Annotated in this window: 14 protein-coding genes; all 14 read left to right on the forward strand. The window is 32.8% G+C overall.

Annotation, left to right across the window (positions count from 1 at the left end; genetic code table 11):
* Positions 1-26: 26 nt before the first annotated feature.
* Genes mraZ through G8C41_RS07960 form a run of 14 tightly spaced genes read left to right on the forward strand, consistent with a single transcriptional unit; the run spans position 27 to position 15,760 of the window.
* Complete coding sequence (gene mraZ / locus G8C41_RS07895) at positions 27-494, forward strand: division/cell wall cluster transcriptional repressor MraZ (RefSeq protein WP_105297105.1); 468 nt, start codon at positions 27-29, stop codon at positions 492-494.
* Complete coding sequence (gene rsmH, locus G8C41_RS07900; protein WP_166007124.1) at positions 481-1,389, forward strand: 16S rRNA (cytosine(1402)-N(4))-methyltransferase RsmH; 909 nt, start codon at positions 481-483, stop codon at positions 1,387-1,389. The genes mraZ and rsmH overlap by 14 nt, the downstream gene beginning before the upstream one ends.
* Positions 1,382-1,732 (forward strand): FtsL-like putative cell division protein, encoded by a 351-nt coding sequence (locus G8C41_RS07905; RefSeq protein ID WP_105297103.1) that lies wholly within the window; start codon positions 1,382-1,384, stop codon positions 1,730-1,732. The genes rsmH and G8C41_RS07905 overlap by 8 nt, the downstream gene beginning before the upstream one ends.
* Complete coding sequence (locus G8C41_RS07910) at positions 1,725-3,689, forward strand: penicillin-binding protein (RefSeq protein ID WP_166007126.1); 1,965 nt, start codon at positions 1,725-1,727, stop codon at positions 3,687-3,689. The genes G8C41_RS07905 and G8C41_RS07910 overlap by 8 nt, the downstream gene beginning before the upstream one ends.
* On the forward strand, positions 3,686-5,143 hold the full coding sequence (locus tag G8C41_RS07915) for a UDP-N-acetylmuramoyl-L-alanyl-D-glutamate--2,6-diaminopimelate ligase (protein WP_166007128.1): 1,458 nt from the start codon (positions 3,686-3,688) through the stop codon (positions 5,141-5,143). The genes G8C41_RS07910 and G8C41_RS07915 overlap by 4 nt, the downstream gene beginning before the upstream one ends.
* A gap of 5 nt (positions 5,144-5,148) precedes the next feature.
* The gene (gene mraY / locus G8C41_RS07920) at positions 5,149-6,372 is read left to right on the forward strand and encodes a phospho-N-acetylmuramoyl-pentapeptide-transferase (RefSeq protein WP_105297100.1); all 1,224 of its coding nucleotides are present in this window, start codon (positions 5,149-5,151) and stop codon (positions 6,370-6,372) included.
* 6 nt (positions 6,373-6,378) lie between these two features.
* Positions 6,379-7,713 carry a UDP-N-acetylmuramoyl-L-alanine--D-glutamate ligase gene (gene murD, locus G8C41_RS07925; protein ID WP_166007130.1) on the forward strand — a complete coding sequence of 445 codons (1,335 nt, stop codon included), beginning with the start codon at positions 6,379-6,381 and terminating at the stop codon, positions 7,711-7,713.
* A 3-nt stretch (positions 7,714-7,716) separates the two neighbouring features.
* A complete protein-coding gene (locus G8C41_RS07930) occupies positions 7,717-8,907 on the forward strand; it encodes an FtsW/RodA/SpoVE family cell cycle protein (protein WP_166007132.1) in 1,191 nt (396 codons plus the stop codon).
* Positions 8,894-9,994, forward strand: coding sequence for an undecaprenyldiphospho-muramoylpentapeptide beta-N-acetylglucosaminyltransferase (gene murG / locus G8C41_RS07935; RefSeq protein ID WP_166007134.1), 1,101 nt, complete (start codon positions 8,894-8,896; stop codon positions 9,992-9,994). Before G8C41_RS07930 ends, murG begins: the two co-directional genes overlap by 14 nt.
* A 3-nt stretch (positions 9,995-9,997) precedes the next feature.
* Entirely contained in the window at positions 9,998-11,359 is a 1,362-nt protein-coding gene (murC, locus tag G8C41_RS07940; protein ID WP_166007137.1) for a UDP-N-acetylmuramate--L-alanine ligase, read from the forward strand.
* Complete coding sequence (locus G8C41_RS07945; RefSeq protein ID WP_166007139.1) at positions 11,343-12,071, forward strand: cell division protein FtsQ/DivIB; 729 nt, start codon at positions 11,343-11,345, stop codon at positions 12,069-12,071. Before murC ends, G8C41_RS07945 begins: the two co-directional genes overlap by 17 nt.
* A gap of 2 nt (positions 12,072-12,073) precedes the next feature.
* Positions 12,074-13,450: a cell division protein FtsA gene (gene ftsA / locus G8C41_RS07950; RefSeq protein WP_160557536.1), complete on the forward strand. Its 1,377-nt coding sequence runs from the start codon at positions 12,074-12,076 to the stop codon at positions 13,448-13,450.
* Positions 13,451-13,464: 14 nt separating this feature from the next.
* Positions 13,465-15,291 carry a cell division protein FtsZ gene (gene ftsZ / locus G8C41_RS07955; protein ID WP_166007141.1) on the forward strand — a complete coding sequence of 609 codons (1,827 nt, stop codon included), beginning with the start codon at positions 13,465-13,467 and terminating at the stop codon, positions 15,289-15,291.
* Between the two features lie 22 nt (positions 15,292-15,313).
* Entirely contained in the window at positions 15,314-15,760 is a 447-nt protein-coding gene (locus G8C41_RS07960) for a GatB/YqeY domain-containing protein (protein WP_166007143.1), read from the forward strand.
* Positions 15,761-15,765: the final 5 nt, after the last annotated feature.

Genomic DNA, 15,765 nt, shown 5'->3' on the forward strand with positions numbered 1-15,765 from the left:
AATAATTTCTAATTTTGAAGACTAATATGGTAAATCTTATTGGAACATATGAATGTACCCTTGATTCAAAAGGAAGAATGTTGCTCCCTTCAGGTTTGAAGAAGCAAATGGATACCCTTTTGCAAGAAGGTTTTGTCCTAAAAAGATCCGTATTTCAACCTTGTTTAGAGCTTCACCCCATGTCTGAATGGAATCAGGTAATGGGCAAAATAAATAAATTAAACCGTTTTGTGAAAAAAAATAATGATTTTATCCGCCAATTTACAGCCGGTTTAAAAAATGTGGAAATAGATACCAGCGGACGTTTACAGATAAGTAAAGATTTGATACAATTTGCTAAGCTTGAAAAAAATATTGTAGTAGCGGCAGCTATTAATGTTATAGAAATATGGGATAAGAACCTTTATGAAGATTCTGTTAATGTAAATGATTTAGACTTTGCCAATTTAGCAGAGGAAGTAATGGGTAATATATCTGAAGATGAATTATCATAAGCCTGTATTATTACATCCAAGCGTAGATGCTTTAATTTCTAATCCCAAAGGTATTTACGTAGACTGCACTTTTGGCGGCGGAGGGCACTCTCGTTTAATTTTGGAAAAATTATCTCCTGAAGGAAAGCTGTTTGCTTTTGATCAAGATTATGATGCAATTGCCAACCTTATTCAAGATAGTCGCTTTACGTTCATTCAACAGAATTTTCGTTATTTAAAAAATTCGTTGCGATTTTATAAAGTGGACGCTGTTGATGGTATACTTGCCGATTTAGGGGTTTCATCCCATCAATTTGATATGCCGTTAAGAGGTTTTTCCACTCGATTTGACGGCCCATTAGACATGAGGATGAATAATAAACAACCCCTAAGTGCAAAAGATATTATTAACAACTATACAGAAGATCAATTAGCTGAAATTTTTTATTTATATGGAGAATTAAAACAATCCAGAAAAATTTCAAGAGAAATTATAGAAGCAAGAAAAGAAAAACATATAGAAACAACCTCAGATCTTAAAGTAATATTTGAAAAGAGCATTCCCTCTTTTAAACAAAATAAATTTTTCGCTCAATTATTTCAAGCACTTAGAATTGAAGTAAATGACGAATTAAATGCTTTGAAAGAACTATTAACTCAAAGCTATGAAATGCTTAAGCCGGGAGGAACATTGGTGTTTATCTCCTACCATTCGCTTGAAGATCGATTGGTTAAAAAATTTTTAAAAACAGGATTATTTAAAGGAGAGCCGGAAAGAGATATTTACGGGAATTGGGACAAACCTTTTGATATTCCTTATTCAAAAGCTTTAATCCCGGATAACGAAGAAATCTTAGATAACACAAGAGCACGTAGTGCAAAAATGCGAATAGCAACAAAACGGTACAATGGCTAAAAGAAGAGCTAAAAATAAAAAAGCTAGAACTATTTTAGATATACTAAAAGGAAAATTTTTAGTAGAGGGAGATGCTTTTTCCGTTTGGAAGTTTATTTTATTTATGATGATTTTGTCTTTAATTTCAATTTCTTCTTCTCATATAGTTGACGAAAAAGTAGTTGAAATTTCAGAGTTAAAAGAAAAATCAGAAGAATATAAAGCCCGATATGCTTTAATACATAATAAACTAATGAAATTGAAAGTAGAATCAGAATTGGAGGACATGGTCATCTCTGATTCACTTCATGCATTAGATAAACAACCTTATAAAATTTTGGTACCTAAAGTTAAAGATGAATAATGAGCGAAAAAAAATATTAGCACGTACCTACTTGGTTGCCGCACTTATTTTATTATTTGCGGTATCCGTGTTTGCTCGCCTTATTTATATTCAAACTCATGATACCGAAAAATATAAAAATCTTGCTCAAACCACCAATTTCCGAAATGTAGAAGTTGTAGCCGCAAGAGGTAATTTATATGCGTCGGACGGTATCTTACTTGCCACCACGATTACTAAGTATGATATATATATGGATATGAAAACTATCCGTAATGAATTGTATCAAAATAACATTGGAGCATTATGCGATTCTTTGCAAAAAATGTTTAAAAAGCCAAGCTTTTATTTTTATTCAAAATTAAACGAAGCAAGAAAAAAAGAAAATCAATACTTAAAACTAGCCAAAGGCCTTGATTACGAACAATTTGCCAGACTTAAAAATTTTCCAATCTTAAACAAAGGAAAAAACAAAGGTGGCTTTATAGTTGAAAGAAGAACCGAGAGAATAAAAACCATTTCAGGATTTGGAATCAGAACCTTAGGATTTGATGATGAAAGAGGAAAATCAGGGTTAGAAGGTGCATTTTCTTGTTATTTAAAAGGTAAAAACGGTAGAGAAATCCAACAAAGAATTAATCAAAAACAGTGGAAACCCATTAATATAGAGTTAGAACCTCAAGATGGAAATGATGTGTATACAACTATAGACATGAGGATTCAAGACATTGCTTATTCTGCTTTGCAAGAACAACTTGAAAAATCTGAAGCGGATCATGGTTGTGCTATAGTTATGGAAGTTGCCACCGGTAAGATCGTTGCCCTTACCAATCTTCAACGAACAAAGGACGGAGGATATGACGATTTACGAAATTTTGCTGTATGGGAGGCAGCAGAACCGGGATCAACATTTAAATCAATATCTATGTTGGCTCTTCTGGATGACGGATATGTAGAACCGAATACCACGGTTGATATTGGCCCCGGGTATTGGAAATACTATAAACATACCATACGAGATGATCACGGAAGCGGTATTATCACTCTATCACAGGTTCTTTCTCAATCGAGCAGTGTGGGAATTTCTAAAACAGTAGATAAATATTTTTCTAAAAATCCGCAAGATTTTTTAAATAAAATAAATTCATGGAGCATTAATAAAAAAACAGACATTGATATACCCGGAGAAAGCGCTCCTTACATACCTAAATACGGTAAAAAATGGAGTCCGGTTACCCTTGCTTGGATGTCATTCGGTTATGGCGTAAAACTTACTCCGCTGCAAATTCTTACTTTTTACAATGGAGTAGCTAATAACGGCAAATTAATGAAACCTCAACTTCTGTATAAAATTGAATCTAAAGGCATCGTTACCGAAAAATTTACGCCTATAGTTATAAATCAAAAAATGGCTTCCCAAAAAGCGATCAACGATTTAAAGAAAATGTTAACCTATGCCGTGGAAACAGGAACGTCAAAAAGTATTTATACACCGAATTTATCAATGGCCGGTAAAACAGGAACTGCTCAGGTGGAATACTGGAATAAAGGAAAAGGCAGATTATATCAAGCCTCTTTCTGCGGATTTTTTCCCGCAGATCATCCTGAATATTCGTGTATAGTAGTCATTAATAAACCAAAAAAAGGATTTTATGGATCTCAGGTTGCGGCTCCTGTATTTAAAGAAATAGCAGGTAAAGTATATCTTAAAAAACCATTAAATCTTCCCAAAGAAGATAAATCTAAAGAGTCACAAAATATAAATGTATTATTAACTAAAAACCAAAAGCTAACTATTAGCCCATCTACTGCCTTGGTTCCAAACGTAATTGGCTATTATGGAAAAGATGCTATCCCCGCTTTGGAAAACCTGGGATTAAAAGTAGTTTATTCAGGAAATGGAAAAGTCATTGAACAATCCATAATTGGCTATCCCATAAAAAAAGGTATGACTGTATATTTAAAATTAAGCGCATGAAAAAGCTTTCAGACCTATTATATAAAGTATCCATTGAAAAACTAATTGGTAATGTTGGTTCTTCAATTAAAAATATTTCATTTGATTCAAGAAAAATTGAATCGGGATATATTTTCTTTGCCATAAAAGGATACGATTTAGACGGTCATAAATATATACCCCAAGCTATAACCCAAGGGGCAACTGTTGTCGTATGCGAAGAACTTCCTGAAGAGTTATCAGATTACGTAACTTATGTTCAGGTTAAAAATTCAAGCATAGCTTTAGGTATAGTCGCTTCAAACTTTTATGACAATCCTTCCGAGAAATTGACACTTGCAGGGATTACAGGAACTAATGGTAAGACGACCACAACAACTTTACTCTATAATTTATTTACACAATTAGGTTTTCGTTGTGCTTTACTTTCAACAATAGAAAACAGAATTTCAGATAAAGTTTTAAATTCAAATCATACGACTCCTGATCCTATTACCATAAACCAGTTACTAGCTCAAGCAGTAGACGAAGGTTGTCAATATGCATTCATGGAAGTCAGTTCTCACGGAATACATCAAAATAGGTTAGCAGGGTTAACTTTTAAAATTGGAGCTTTTACAAATATCACGCATGACCATTTGGATTATCACCAAACGTTTTCCAATTATATTGCTGCAAAAAAGAAATTTTTTGATGAATTACCAAAGACCGCGATTGCGATCACTAATATGGATGATAAAAATGGTCTTATAATGCTTCAAAATACGAACGCTAAAAAAGTAACCTACTCCTTAAAATCAAATTCAGAGTATAAGGGAAAAATTATTGAGAATAGATTAGACGGAATGTTGTTACAATTTAATAATCAAGAATTTTGGACAGTTTTAGCAGGAAAATTCAATGCATACAATGAACTTTTAGCTTATACTATTGCTTCTGAATTAGGCTTTGATTCTTTAGATATTGTAACGGCATTAAGTAAATTACAACGAGTGAAAGGACGATTTGAAACCTATGTGAGCGATGACAAAAAATACATTATTGTGGATTATGCCCATACTCCCGATGCGTTACAAAACATTTTGGAGGCCATCAATCAATCCCGTACTAGAAATGAAAAACTAATTACTGTTTTTGGTTGTGGAGGACATAGAGATAAGGAGAAAAGACCCAAAATGGGAAATATTGCCACTCGATTATCCGATTTAGCAATTATAACATCCGATAATCCCAGAGATGAAAATCCGGATGAAATAATACAAGAAATTGAAACTGGAATTGAACCTCAAAATACCAATAAATATTTATCCATAACAGATAGAAAACAAGCCATACGAACAGCCATTAAAATAGCAGCACCTAAAGATATAATCCTGATTGCAGGAAAAGGACATGAAAATTATCAAGAAATTAATGGAAAGCATTTTCCATTTGATGATATGAAAATAGCTAAAGAATTATTAAAAAACACATAAAAAGGATGCTTTACCACTTATTTGATTATTTAAATGTAAATTATTATATACCCGGAAGCGGTTTATATAGATATATTACATTCCGAGCCTTAGCAGCGGTATTTACATCTCTATTTATCTCTTTAATTATTGGTAAAAAAATTATCAATTTCCTTCGTAGAAAACAATTAGGTGAAACAGTAAGAGAACTGGGACTTAGCGGACAAAAAGAAAAAGAAGGTACTCCGACTATGGGAGGAATTATTATCATCTTGGCAACGTTGATTCCGGTACTTTTATTTTGTAAATTAAACAACATCTATATTATTATATTGGTCATATCAACCATTTGGATGGGAATTATTGGCTTTTTAGACGATTTTTTAAAAATTCATAAAAAAAATAAAGTCGGATTAAAAGGTAAATTCAAAGTTTTAGGTCAGATAAGTCTCGGTATTTTTGTGGGAGTAGTTTTGTATACGAATAAAGATATTGTAATCAAAGAAAAAATTGAAGGCTCACATAATATAGAATTCGCAAAAGATTTCTATCCCAGAGAAAAAACATTTAAAACTACTATTCCATTTTTTAAAAACAATCAATTTGATTACGGAAAAGTTCTCAAATGGATAGGAATGGATGAAAAAGAATCAGAAGATTTAGTATGGATCATTTTAATTCCGGTAGTTATAACTATCGTTACTGCAGTTTCTAACGGAGCCAACCTCACCGATGGAATTGACGGATTAGCAGCTGGAAGTTCTGCAATTATTGTTACCACTCTAGCTTTATTTGCTTATGTATCCGGAAATATAATGATGGCGGATTACTTAAATTTGATGTATATCCCTAATTCGGGCGAAATAGTAATATTTTCGGCAGCCTTTGCCGGTGCTTTGATCGGCTTTTTATGGTATAACACGTATCCGGCTCAAATATTTATGGGAGATACGGGAAGTCTTACTATCGGAGGCGTTATCGCAGTTTTAGCTATAGTTTTAAGAAAAGAATTACTAATCCCTGTATTGTGTGGAATATTTTTAATTGAAAATCTTTCTGTAATACTCCAGGTAATTTATTTTAAATATACTAAGAAAAAATACGGAGAAGGAAAAAGAATATTTTTAATGTCTCCCCTTCATCACCATTTTCAAAAATTAGGATATCACGAAAGTAAAATAGTAACCCGTTTTTGGATTATTGGAATTATGCTGGCCATATTCTGTATCATAACCCTAAAAGTAAGATAAAAAGAAATGAAAAGGCTAGTTATATTAGGAGGTGGAGAAAGTGGCGTAGGTGCAGCCATATTAGGAAAAAAAGTTGGATTTGAAGTTTTTCTTTCCGATATGGGTTCTATGAAGGATGAATATAAAGCGATTTTATCTGAAAAGGAAATTCCATTTGAAGAAAAACAACATACAGAGGCATTAATACTCAATGCTGATTGGATCATAAAAAGCCCGGGGATCCCTAAAAAATCACCCATAATTCAACAAATTAATGAAAGACAAATTCTTATTTCATCAGAAATTGAATTTGCCTCGCAATATACCGATGCTACACTTATTGCAATTACCGGTTCAAATGGTAAAACAACCACTACCTCATTAACCTATCATATGTATAAAAAAGCAGGTTATTCAGTTGGATTGGCAGGAAATATCGGTAAAAGCTTTGCTTGGCAGGTAGCTGAAGAAAATTTTGATTATTATATACTTGAAATTAGCAGTTTTCAGTTAGATGACATTCAAAACTTCAAACCCCATATAGCCATGGTCTTGAATTTAAGCCCTGACCATCTCGATCGATATGAATACACCTATCAAAAGTATATCGATGCAAAATTTACAATAACTAAAAATCAAGATACTAAGGATTATTTTATATATAATGAGGATGATCCAATGACTACTAATTGGTTTCAAAATCACAATACCAAAGCGCAAAAGCTTCCTTTTTCTTTACATATGAAAATTGAAAACGGAGCTTTCAGCGATCATGAAAATATAAACTTCCACATTAACTCAGATACTTTTAAAATGAAAATCAACGAATTAGCACTTACAGGAAAACACAATATTGCCAATTCCATGGCAGCAGGAATTGCCGGAAAACTATCTAAAATTAAAAATGATTTCATAAAACAAAGTTTAATGGATTTTGAAGCGGTAGAACACCGTTTGGAATTTGTTTTAAAAATTAATGGAATTAATTTTATCAACGACAGTAAGGCGACCAATGTAAATTCTGTTTATTATGCTTTAGAAAGTATGAAAACACCTGTGGTATGGATTGTGGGAGGAACCGATAAAGGAAATGATTACAGTGAACTTATTCCATTTGTTCAAAGAAAAGTCAAAGCCATAGTTTGTTTAGGTGTTGATAATAAAAAGATAATTGATACTTTTCAGGATATAGTTTCAAACATTGTTGAAACTAAATGTATGAAAGATGCCGTAAATGCAGCCTATAGTTTAGGCTCAAAAGGAGATTCTGTTCTTCTTTCACCCGCTTGTGCAAGTTTCGATCTATTTAAAAATTATGAAGATCGAGGAAATCAGTTTAAGGAGGAAGTTAGAAAACTTTAATAAATGAGAAAATTAAAACAATACTTTAAGGGAGATATAACTCTTTGGGCAGCGATATTACTGATTTCGTTAGCTTCCTTCTTACCCGTATATTCTGCCAGTTCGAATTTGCAATATGTAGTCGGACAAGGATCTGTTTTGGGACATTTTGCCAAACATGCCGGGTTTATCATAGTCGGAATAGGTATTGTTTTTATTTTTCAAAAAATTGATTATAAATATTTTGGCGGATTTTCCAAATTATTATTACCGGTAGTTATTTTTTTATTGATACTTACTTTAATGCAAGGAAAAAGTATTGATGGAGCGAATGCTTCTCGTTGGTTGAAACTTCCGGGGGTTCCGTTTGCCTTTCAAACCTCTGTTTTTGCTGCATTAGTATTAAATATATATGTTGCCCGATATCTTGATAGAAATAAAGATAAAGAAATAACTTTCAATAATAGTTTTATACCCATTTTACTACCTATTTTTATGGTAGTCGGACTTATATTTCCTGCAAACGGATCAACGGGAATTTTAATTTTTTTGATGGTTTTAGCTTTATTGTTTATCGGGGGATATCCTATCAAAATATTACTTTCAATTATCGGGGTTGGTATAATTGTGGCTATTCTTTTTATAACAATCGTGTTGGAATATCCGGATATGTTTCCCGGCCACAGGGTACATACTTGGAAGAGCAGAATTGAAAACTTTGCAGGAGAAGATGGAGAAGAAAGTTACCAGGTACAACAAGCTAAAGCAGCTATAGTTCAGGGCGGTATTATACCCAGAGGACCGGGAAAAAGCGCTTTTAAGCAATCTTTACCTCAATCTTCTTCGGATTTTATATTTGCTATTATAGTAGAGGAATACGGTTATGCAGGTGTGTTTTTATGTTTTTTCCTTTATTTACTTATACTTTGGAGAATCATTGTTATAGCCACTAAGGTAGAAAATATATTCGGTACTTTATTAGTGGTGGGTATTGGTTTACCGGTTATATTTCAGGCATTTTCCAATATGGCTGTAGCCGTAAATTTAATTCCGGTTACCGGACAGCCTCTACCCATATTAAGTTACGGAGGAACTTCCATGTGGGTAACTTATATGGCTTTAGGGATTATTATTAGTGTAAGTCGTGATATTGTTTCAAATGAAAACACAGTTAAAGAAAATAATAAAGGAGATATGAATTATGAGATCGCCTAGATTTATAATAAGCGGAGGTGGAACCGGTGGACATATTTTTCCTGCAATTGCCATTGCAGATGAAATAAAACATCGTATTCCTAATGCAGAATTTCTGTTTATTGGTTCGGAAAATAAAATGGAAATGGAAAAAGTACCTCAAGCCGGTTATGCTATTGAAGGATTATGGATCTCAGGAATTTCACGATCGTCCATGCTATCTAATTTTAAATTTCCTTTTAAAATTATTTCGAGCCTGGTAAAATCACGGAAAATTATTAAATCTTTCCAACCAAATGCAGCGATAGGTACCGGCGGATATGCATCCGGGCCTGCTTTATATGTTGCGGCTCAAGCAAACATTCCCACTTTTATACAGGAACAAAATTCGTTTCCCGGTATTACCAATAGAAAACTTGGAACTAAAGCCAAAGGAATTTTTGTTGCTTATGAAGGCATGGAAAACTATTTCCCAAAAGATAACTTATATGTTACGGGAAATCCTGTTAGGAAATCTTTATTTGGAACTATAACTCAAGAACAAGCAAAAAAAGAATTAGGACTCGATCCATCGAAATTGGCAATTTTATCTATAGGAGGGTCTTTAGGTTCGAGAACTATCAATAATTTTTGGAAGGAAAATTCCAAGATAATTGCTGATACCAATATTCAAATCATATGGCAAACCGGAAAATTGGATTATTCTGACATTAAAGCCAATAACAACTTAAAACACAACAATATATTTATTTTTGAGTTTATAAAAGATATGTCCGTTGCTTACGCTGCCGCTGATATCATTATATCTAGAGCCGGAGCAATAGCCATATCGGAATTAACCTTAGCCGGAAAGCCAACAATACTTATACCTTTCCCCTTTGCTGCAGAAGATCATCAAACTAAAAATGCCCGGCAATTAGTTAACGCAAACGCTGCAAAAATGGTAAAGGATTCAGAGGTTTCTCAAAAATTATTAAGCGAGATACAAAATCTTTGTAACGATAAAAAAGAAAGAGAACTATTGTCTGAAAATATTGTTAAATTGGCTAAGCCCAATGCAACTGAAGAAATTGTAACTCATATATTAAATGAATTGAAAATTTACTAGTCTATGAAAGATATTCATACATATAAAAATTATTACTTTATAGGAATTGGAGGAATAGGAATGAGTGCTTTGGCTCGTTATTTCAAATTTTCCAATGCAACTGTGTATGGATATGATAAGACTCCTACTAAACTGACTCATAACCTGGAAAAGGAAAATATATCCATTATTTATGAGGATACGATTTCATTACTTCCGAAAAATATTTCCAAAGAGGATACGGTAGTAATTTATACACCTGCTATACCTGAAAATTTAAAAATTAAACACTATTTTATTGAAAAAGGATTTACACTTTTCAAACGATCCCAAGTTTTAGGTGAAATCACTAAAAGTACTCTGTGTTTAGCTATTGCAGGAACTCATGGAAAGACGACAACTTCAACCTTATTAGGACATATTTGTAAGTATGCAAATTTACCTGCTACTGCTTTCTTAGGCGGTATTTCTGCCAATTATAATTCTAACTTCATTTACAATGGGGCCAAGATTTCCATTGTTGAAGCTGATGAATTTGATCGGTCCTTCTTGTCTCTTTCTCCAAACATGGCAGCTATAACATCTACAGATTCAGATCACTTGGATATTTATGGAAATCATGAAAATATTATTGAATCTTTTAATCAATTTGCAAACTTAATTCCCGAAAACGGATTTTTAATAGTTAAAAAAGGGTTACCCATCAATGCAAAACACCTTACTTATTCAGCTTATGAAAAGGCAGATTATTATGCTGAAAATATACAGATAATCAATGGGCAATTCCATTTTGATTTAGTAACGCCTCATCAAATTATAAAAGATTTTATTGTACCCATACCCGGAAAACACAATGTTGAAAATGCAATAGCCGCTTTAACAATCAGCTTACAACTGGGTATTGAAGCCGATATACTTCGTAAGGCTTTAATTGATTTTAAAGGGGTTTTACGAAGATTTAATAAACATATATTTGAAAATAATAAAATTTACATCGATGATTATGCCCATCATCCAACTGAAATCAATGCTGTTATCGATACAATTAGAAATTTGTATCCTACCAAAAAATTACTGACAGTATTTCAGCCTCACTTATATTCAAGGACCGCTGACTTTGCAGAGGATTTTGCTAAAAGTCTCAGCAAAACAGATACGCTTATTTTATTGGACATCTACCCGGCCAGAGAAACTCCTATCGAAGGAATAACTTCGGAATGGTTGGCAGATAAAATACAACTTGACGACAAGGAAGTATGCTCGATTGATAATGTTTTAAAAAGTATTAAGACAAAAGATTTTGATGTGCTCTTAACCATAGGAGCCGGTAATATTGATACCTTATATGATCCCATTATAAATTGGCTTAATGAAATTAAAATATAGATTAATTAAAATTTTTTTATTACTAATAGTACTAGGATTTTTGATGAACTTTGCAGTTCGAAGACATAATGATAAAAGTATAGATAACGTCAGTATTCTAATTGATAATTCTGATTATATACATTTTATCACCAATGCCATGGTTTATGACATTGTCAATCGATCATCAAAAAATGAAAAGAAAGCAAGTAAAATAAAAGATATTGATATTTCAAAAACCGAAGAAAATTTGGATACCATACCGTTTATTTCAAACAGTAATGTTTATATAGACTTAAATGGTTCCCTAAATATACATGTGAGTCAAAAAATTCCAATTGTTCGAATTAAGACTCCTAATGATGAATTTTATTTGGATCAAAACGGTACGAAATTTCCTTTGTCCCAAAACTTTTCATTGCCTTGTTTACTTGTAAGTGGTGATATTAAAGCAGAGGAATATAAAAAATTAGTAAAATTATCTCAATTAATAAGTGAAGATAAGATATTAAAAAATCACATTATAAGCATTGATAAAGACAAAAAAAATAGTTATAATTTACTTTTAAATGTAGCCGGAGTATATATAGAATATGGTGATCTTAAAAACAATCATCAGAAACTTACAAATCTAAAAGAATTTTACAAACAATATCTAGATTATGTAGGTTTTGGCGTTTATAAGAAAATAAGTTTAAAATATGACAATCAAATAGTTGCAACAAAGAGATAAATATGGACAACAACAACAATATTGCAGTAGGTTTGGATATAGGCACAACAAAGATTGTTGCTATAGTTGGGCAAAGGAATGAACATGGAAAATTGGTTATTCTGGGAATGGGAAGAGCTAAAAGTTTAGGCGTTCATCGGGGTGTAGTAAATAATATTACTCAGACTATTGATTCAATAAAAAAAGCAATTTCTGAGGCTGAAAAAGCAGCAAATTACAAAATTACCGATGTTACTGTTGGAATTGCAGGACAACATATTAGAAGTCTTCAACACAGCGATTATATTTCCAGACCTAACTTTGAAGATGTTATTGACGATACGGATATTGAAAAGTTAAAAGAACAAGTACATAAACTAGTCATGCTTCCGGGAGAAGAAATTATACATGTTCTTCCTCAAGAATACAAGGTTGATTCTCAATCTGAAATTATTGAACCGAGAGGTTTCCACGGTAGCAGATTGGAAGCTAATTTTCATGTAGTAGTTGGTCAAATTTCTTTAATTAGAAATATTGCCAGATGTGTTAAAGAAGCTGGGTTAAATTTAGTAGGTATAACATTGGAACCCCTTGCCTCTTCGGATGCGGTTTTGAGTCAAGAAGAAAAAGAAGCCGGAGTTGCTTTGATCGATGTAGGAGGAGGTACAACCGATATTGCCGTTTTTAAAGATAATATTATTCGTCATACAGCGGTAATACCTTTCGGTGGAAATGTGATTACTGATGATATCAAATCAGGTTGTTCAATTATTGAAAGACAAGCAGAAATTTTAAAAGTTAAATATGGTTCTGCCTGGCCATCTGAAAATAAAGAGATTGAAGTTATCAGTATACCTGGATTGCACGGAAGAGAACCCAAAGAAATTACCGTTAAGAAATTATCTCAAATTATACATGCAAGGGTTGAAGAAATTATTTCCTTAGCTTATTTAGAATTAAAAAATTACGGATGTGAGGAGCAAAAGAAAAAGTTGATTGCAGGAATCGTAATGACGGGAGGAGGCTCTAAGTTAAAGCATTTAAGGCAATTAACAGAATATACCACAGGTATGGATGTTCGCATTGGTTATTGTAATGAACATTTAGCCGGAGGACAGCCTGAAGAATTAGCCAGTCCTGAATATGCTACTGCCATAGGATTATTAATGACAGGGCTCAATAATCTTGAACTAAAGAAAAATAAAATTCAACAGGAAACTAAAAATATAAAGAAACCTGAAGTTTCTTCAGATATTCCGACTGAAAATTCTAATACAACTACCCTAAATATTGAGCAAAAAACTTTGAAAGAAGAAAAGAAGAAAAGTAAAGAAAAGAAAAAATCTATATTCGCTTCTTTTCAAGAAAAATTTATTAAATATATTAACGATACAGAATAAACAGATAGAATACAATGGATAATACAGAGAACAATAAGCTATTTTTTGAGCTGCCCAAAAATAAAACTTCAGCCATCAAGGTAATTGGTGTCGGAGGTGGAGGAAATAATGCTGTTGGTTATATGTATGATCAAGGCATTACCGGTGTAGATTTTATAATTTGCAATACGGATGCACAGGCATTAATCAATAATCCTATCCCAAATAAAATTCAGTTGGGAAATACCATTACGGAAGGTTTAGGTGCCGGAGCTAATCCTGAAATCGGAGAACAGGCTGCTTTAGAGAGTATAGATGACATTAAAAATGCTTTAGGTGATCAAACTAAAATGGTTTTCATTACCGCAGGAATGGGAGGAGGAACCGGTACAGGAGCAGCGCCTATTATTTCGGGTATTGCAAAAGAAATGGGTATTCTAACTGTTGGTATTGTCACTATTCCTTTTTCTTTTGAAGGTAAATCGCGATTGGAACAAGCAGAAAAAGGTCTTGAAAAAATCAGGAAAAACGTTGACTCTTTAATTGTCGTAAAAAACGATAAGTTGAGAGAATTGTATGGAAACTTGGGTTATAAATCCGGATTCTCAAAATCCAATGAGGTGCTAAGCACAGCTGCTAAAGGAATTGCTGAAGTTATTACCAAAAATTACTCCATTAATATAGATTTACGTGATGCTAAAACCGTTCTGGCAGATAGCGGAACTGCCATCATGGGATCTGCTGTTTCTTCCGGACCTAACAAAGCCCAGGATGCTATCATGGCTGCCTTGGATTCTCCTTTGCTTAATGATAATAAAATTACGGGGGCTAAGAATGTATTATTGTTAATCGTATCCGGCGATGATGAGATAACAGTAGACGAAATAGGTATCATTAACGATTATATTCAATCTGAGGCCGGTAATAGTACAAATATTATTATGGGTATCGGTGAGGATGAAAGTTTAGGAGATAGTATCAGAGTAACTGTCATTGCAACCGGTTTTCCTGTAGACGATGAAAGAAACAGCGGTAAAGAAAAAGAGAAGATCGTACATACGTTAACTGATGATTTTCCAACTTCTAATCCCTTGAATTTAGGAAATGCAAAAGCTGCAAATTTCAATAGTCATAAAGATAATAGATCTGATGAACCACAAATAATTTCTTCAGTTAATAAAGGAAATTATGTTCAGGAAAAAAACGAAGAAAAAACGATTCAAAAAATAATAACTCTAGAAGATGAAGAAGAGGTAACCACTTTTGGAATCTCTAACAGAAAAGATCCGATTGTTCCCTCTTTTCCTATTGATGAGGAAATAAATATTATTAAAAAGGATGTATATCCTCCCCAAAATAATGAAACAACTTTATTTTCTAATACAGAAAATACATTTAAGGAAATCAAAGAAGATAAACTTCCCGAGCCTCCTGTAAACCAATCAACTATATTCACTTTAGATGAAGCTGAGGATTTTACTCAAAAAGTAAATTTTCAAACGGAAACCGAAGAATTTAGTTCTTATAATAACAAGTTTCAGCTTCCTGAAGAAAAAAAGGAAATTTTCACAGAAGATCAAACCGTTTCTGAAGATAAAAATTATTCTTCAGAATCCTTGAATGAGCTTATGGAGAAAAAAATCCAAGAAAGAAGAGAACGATTGAAAAAACTGAACAGCAAATTTCAAGGATTATCTAAACAAAATGTTGATGAAGTAGAAAAAGTTCCTGCTTATAAAAGACAAGGCATTAATTTAGATGAAAATATAGATTCTAATAAAAGTTCGGATATGTACTTTAACAAAAATTCTAATGAAGTTCAAATCCGACCGAATAATTTTTTCCATGATAATGTTGATTAGTCCCTAACTAAAACAAATAATTATGAGCTTAGAAACTAAAATAATGGAAGCGATGAAAGTCGCCATGAAAGATAAAGATAAAGTAGCATTGGAATCATTACGAGCTATTAAATCTCAATTATTATTACTTAAAACAGATGGTAAGACGGAAGATATTTCTCCGGACCAGGAAATTGCTTTATTACAAAGATTGGTTAAGCAAAGAAAAGAGGCTTATGAACAATTTTTAGCTAACAACAGGAATGAATTGGCTGAAAATGAATTAGCACAAGCAAAAGTCATTGAGCAATTCCTTCCGACACAACTTACTCCTGAAGAATTAGAAAAAGAACTTCGAGAGATTATAGCCGAAACCGGTGCTCAAGATATCAAAGATCTGGGAAAGGTTATGGGCATAGCTTCAAAAAAATTACAAGGAAAATCCGAAGGAAAAACAATATCAGAAACTGTTAGGAAGTTGTTGTCCTAATTTAT

Origin of the sequence: Apibacter sp. B3706 (genome assembly GCF_011082725.1) — a bacterium.
Lineage (GTDB): Bacteria > Bacteroidota > Bacteroidia > Flavobacteriales > Weeksellaceae > Apibacter.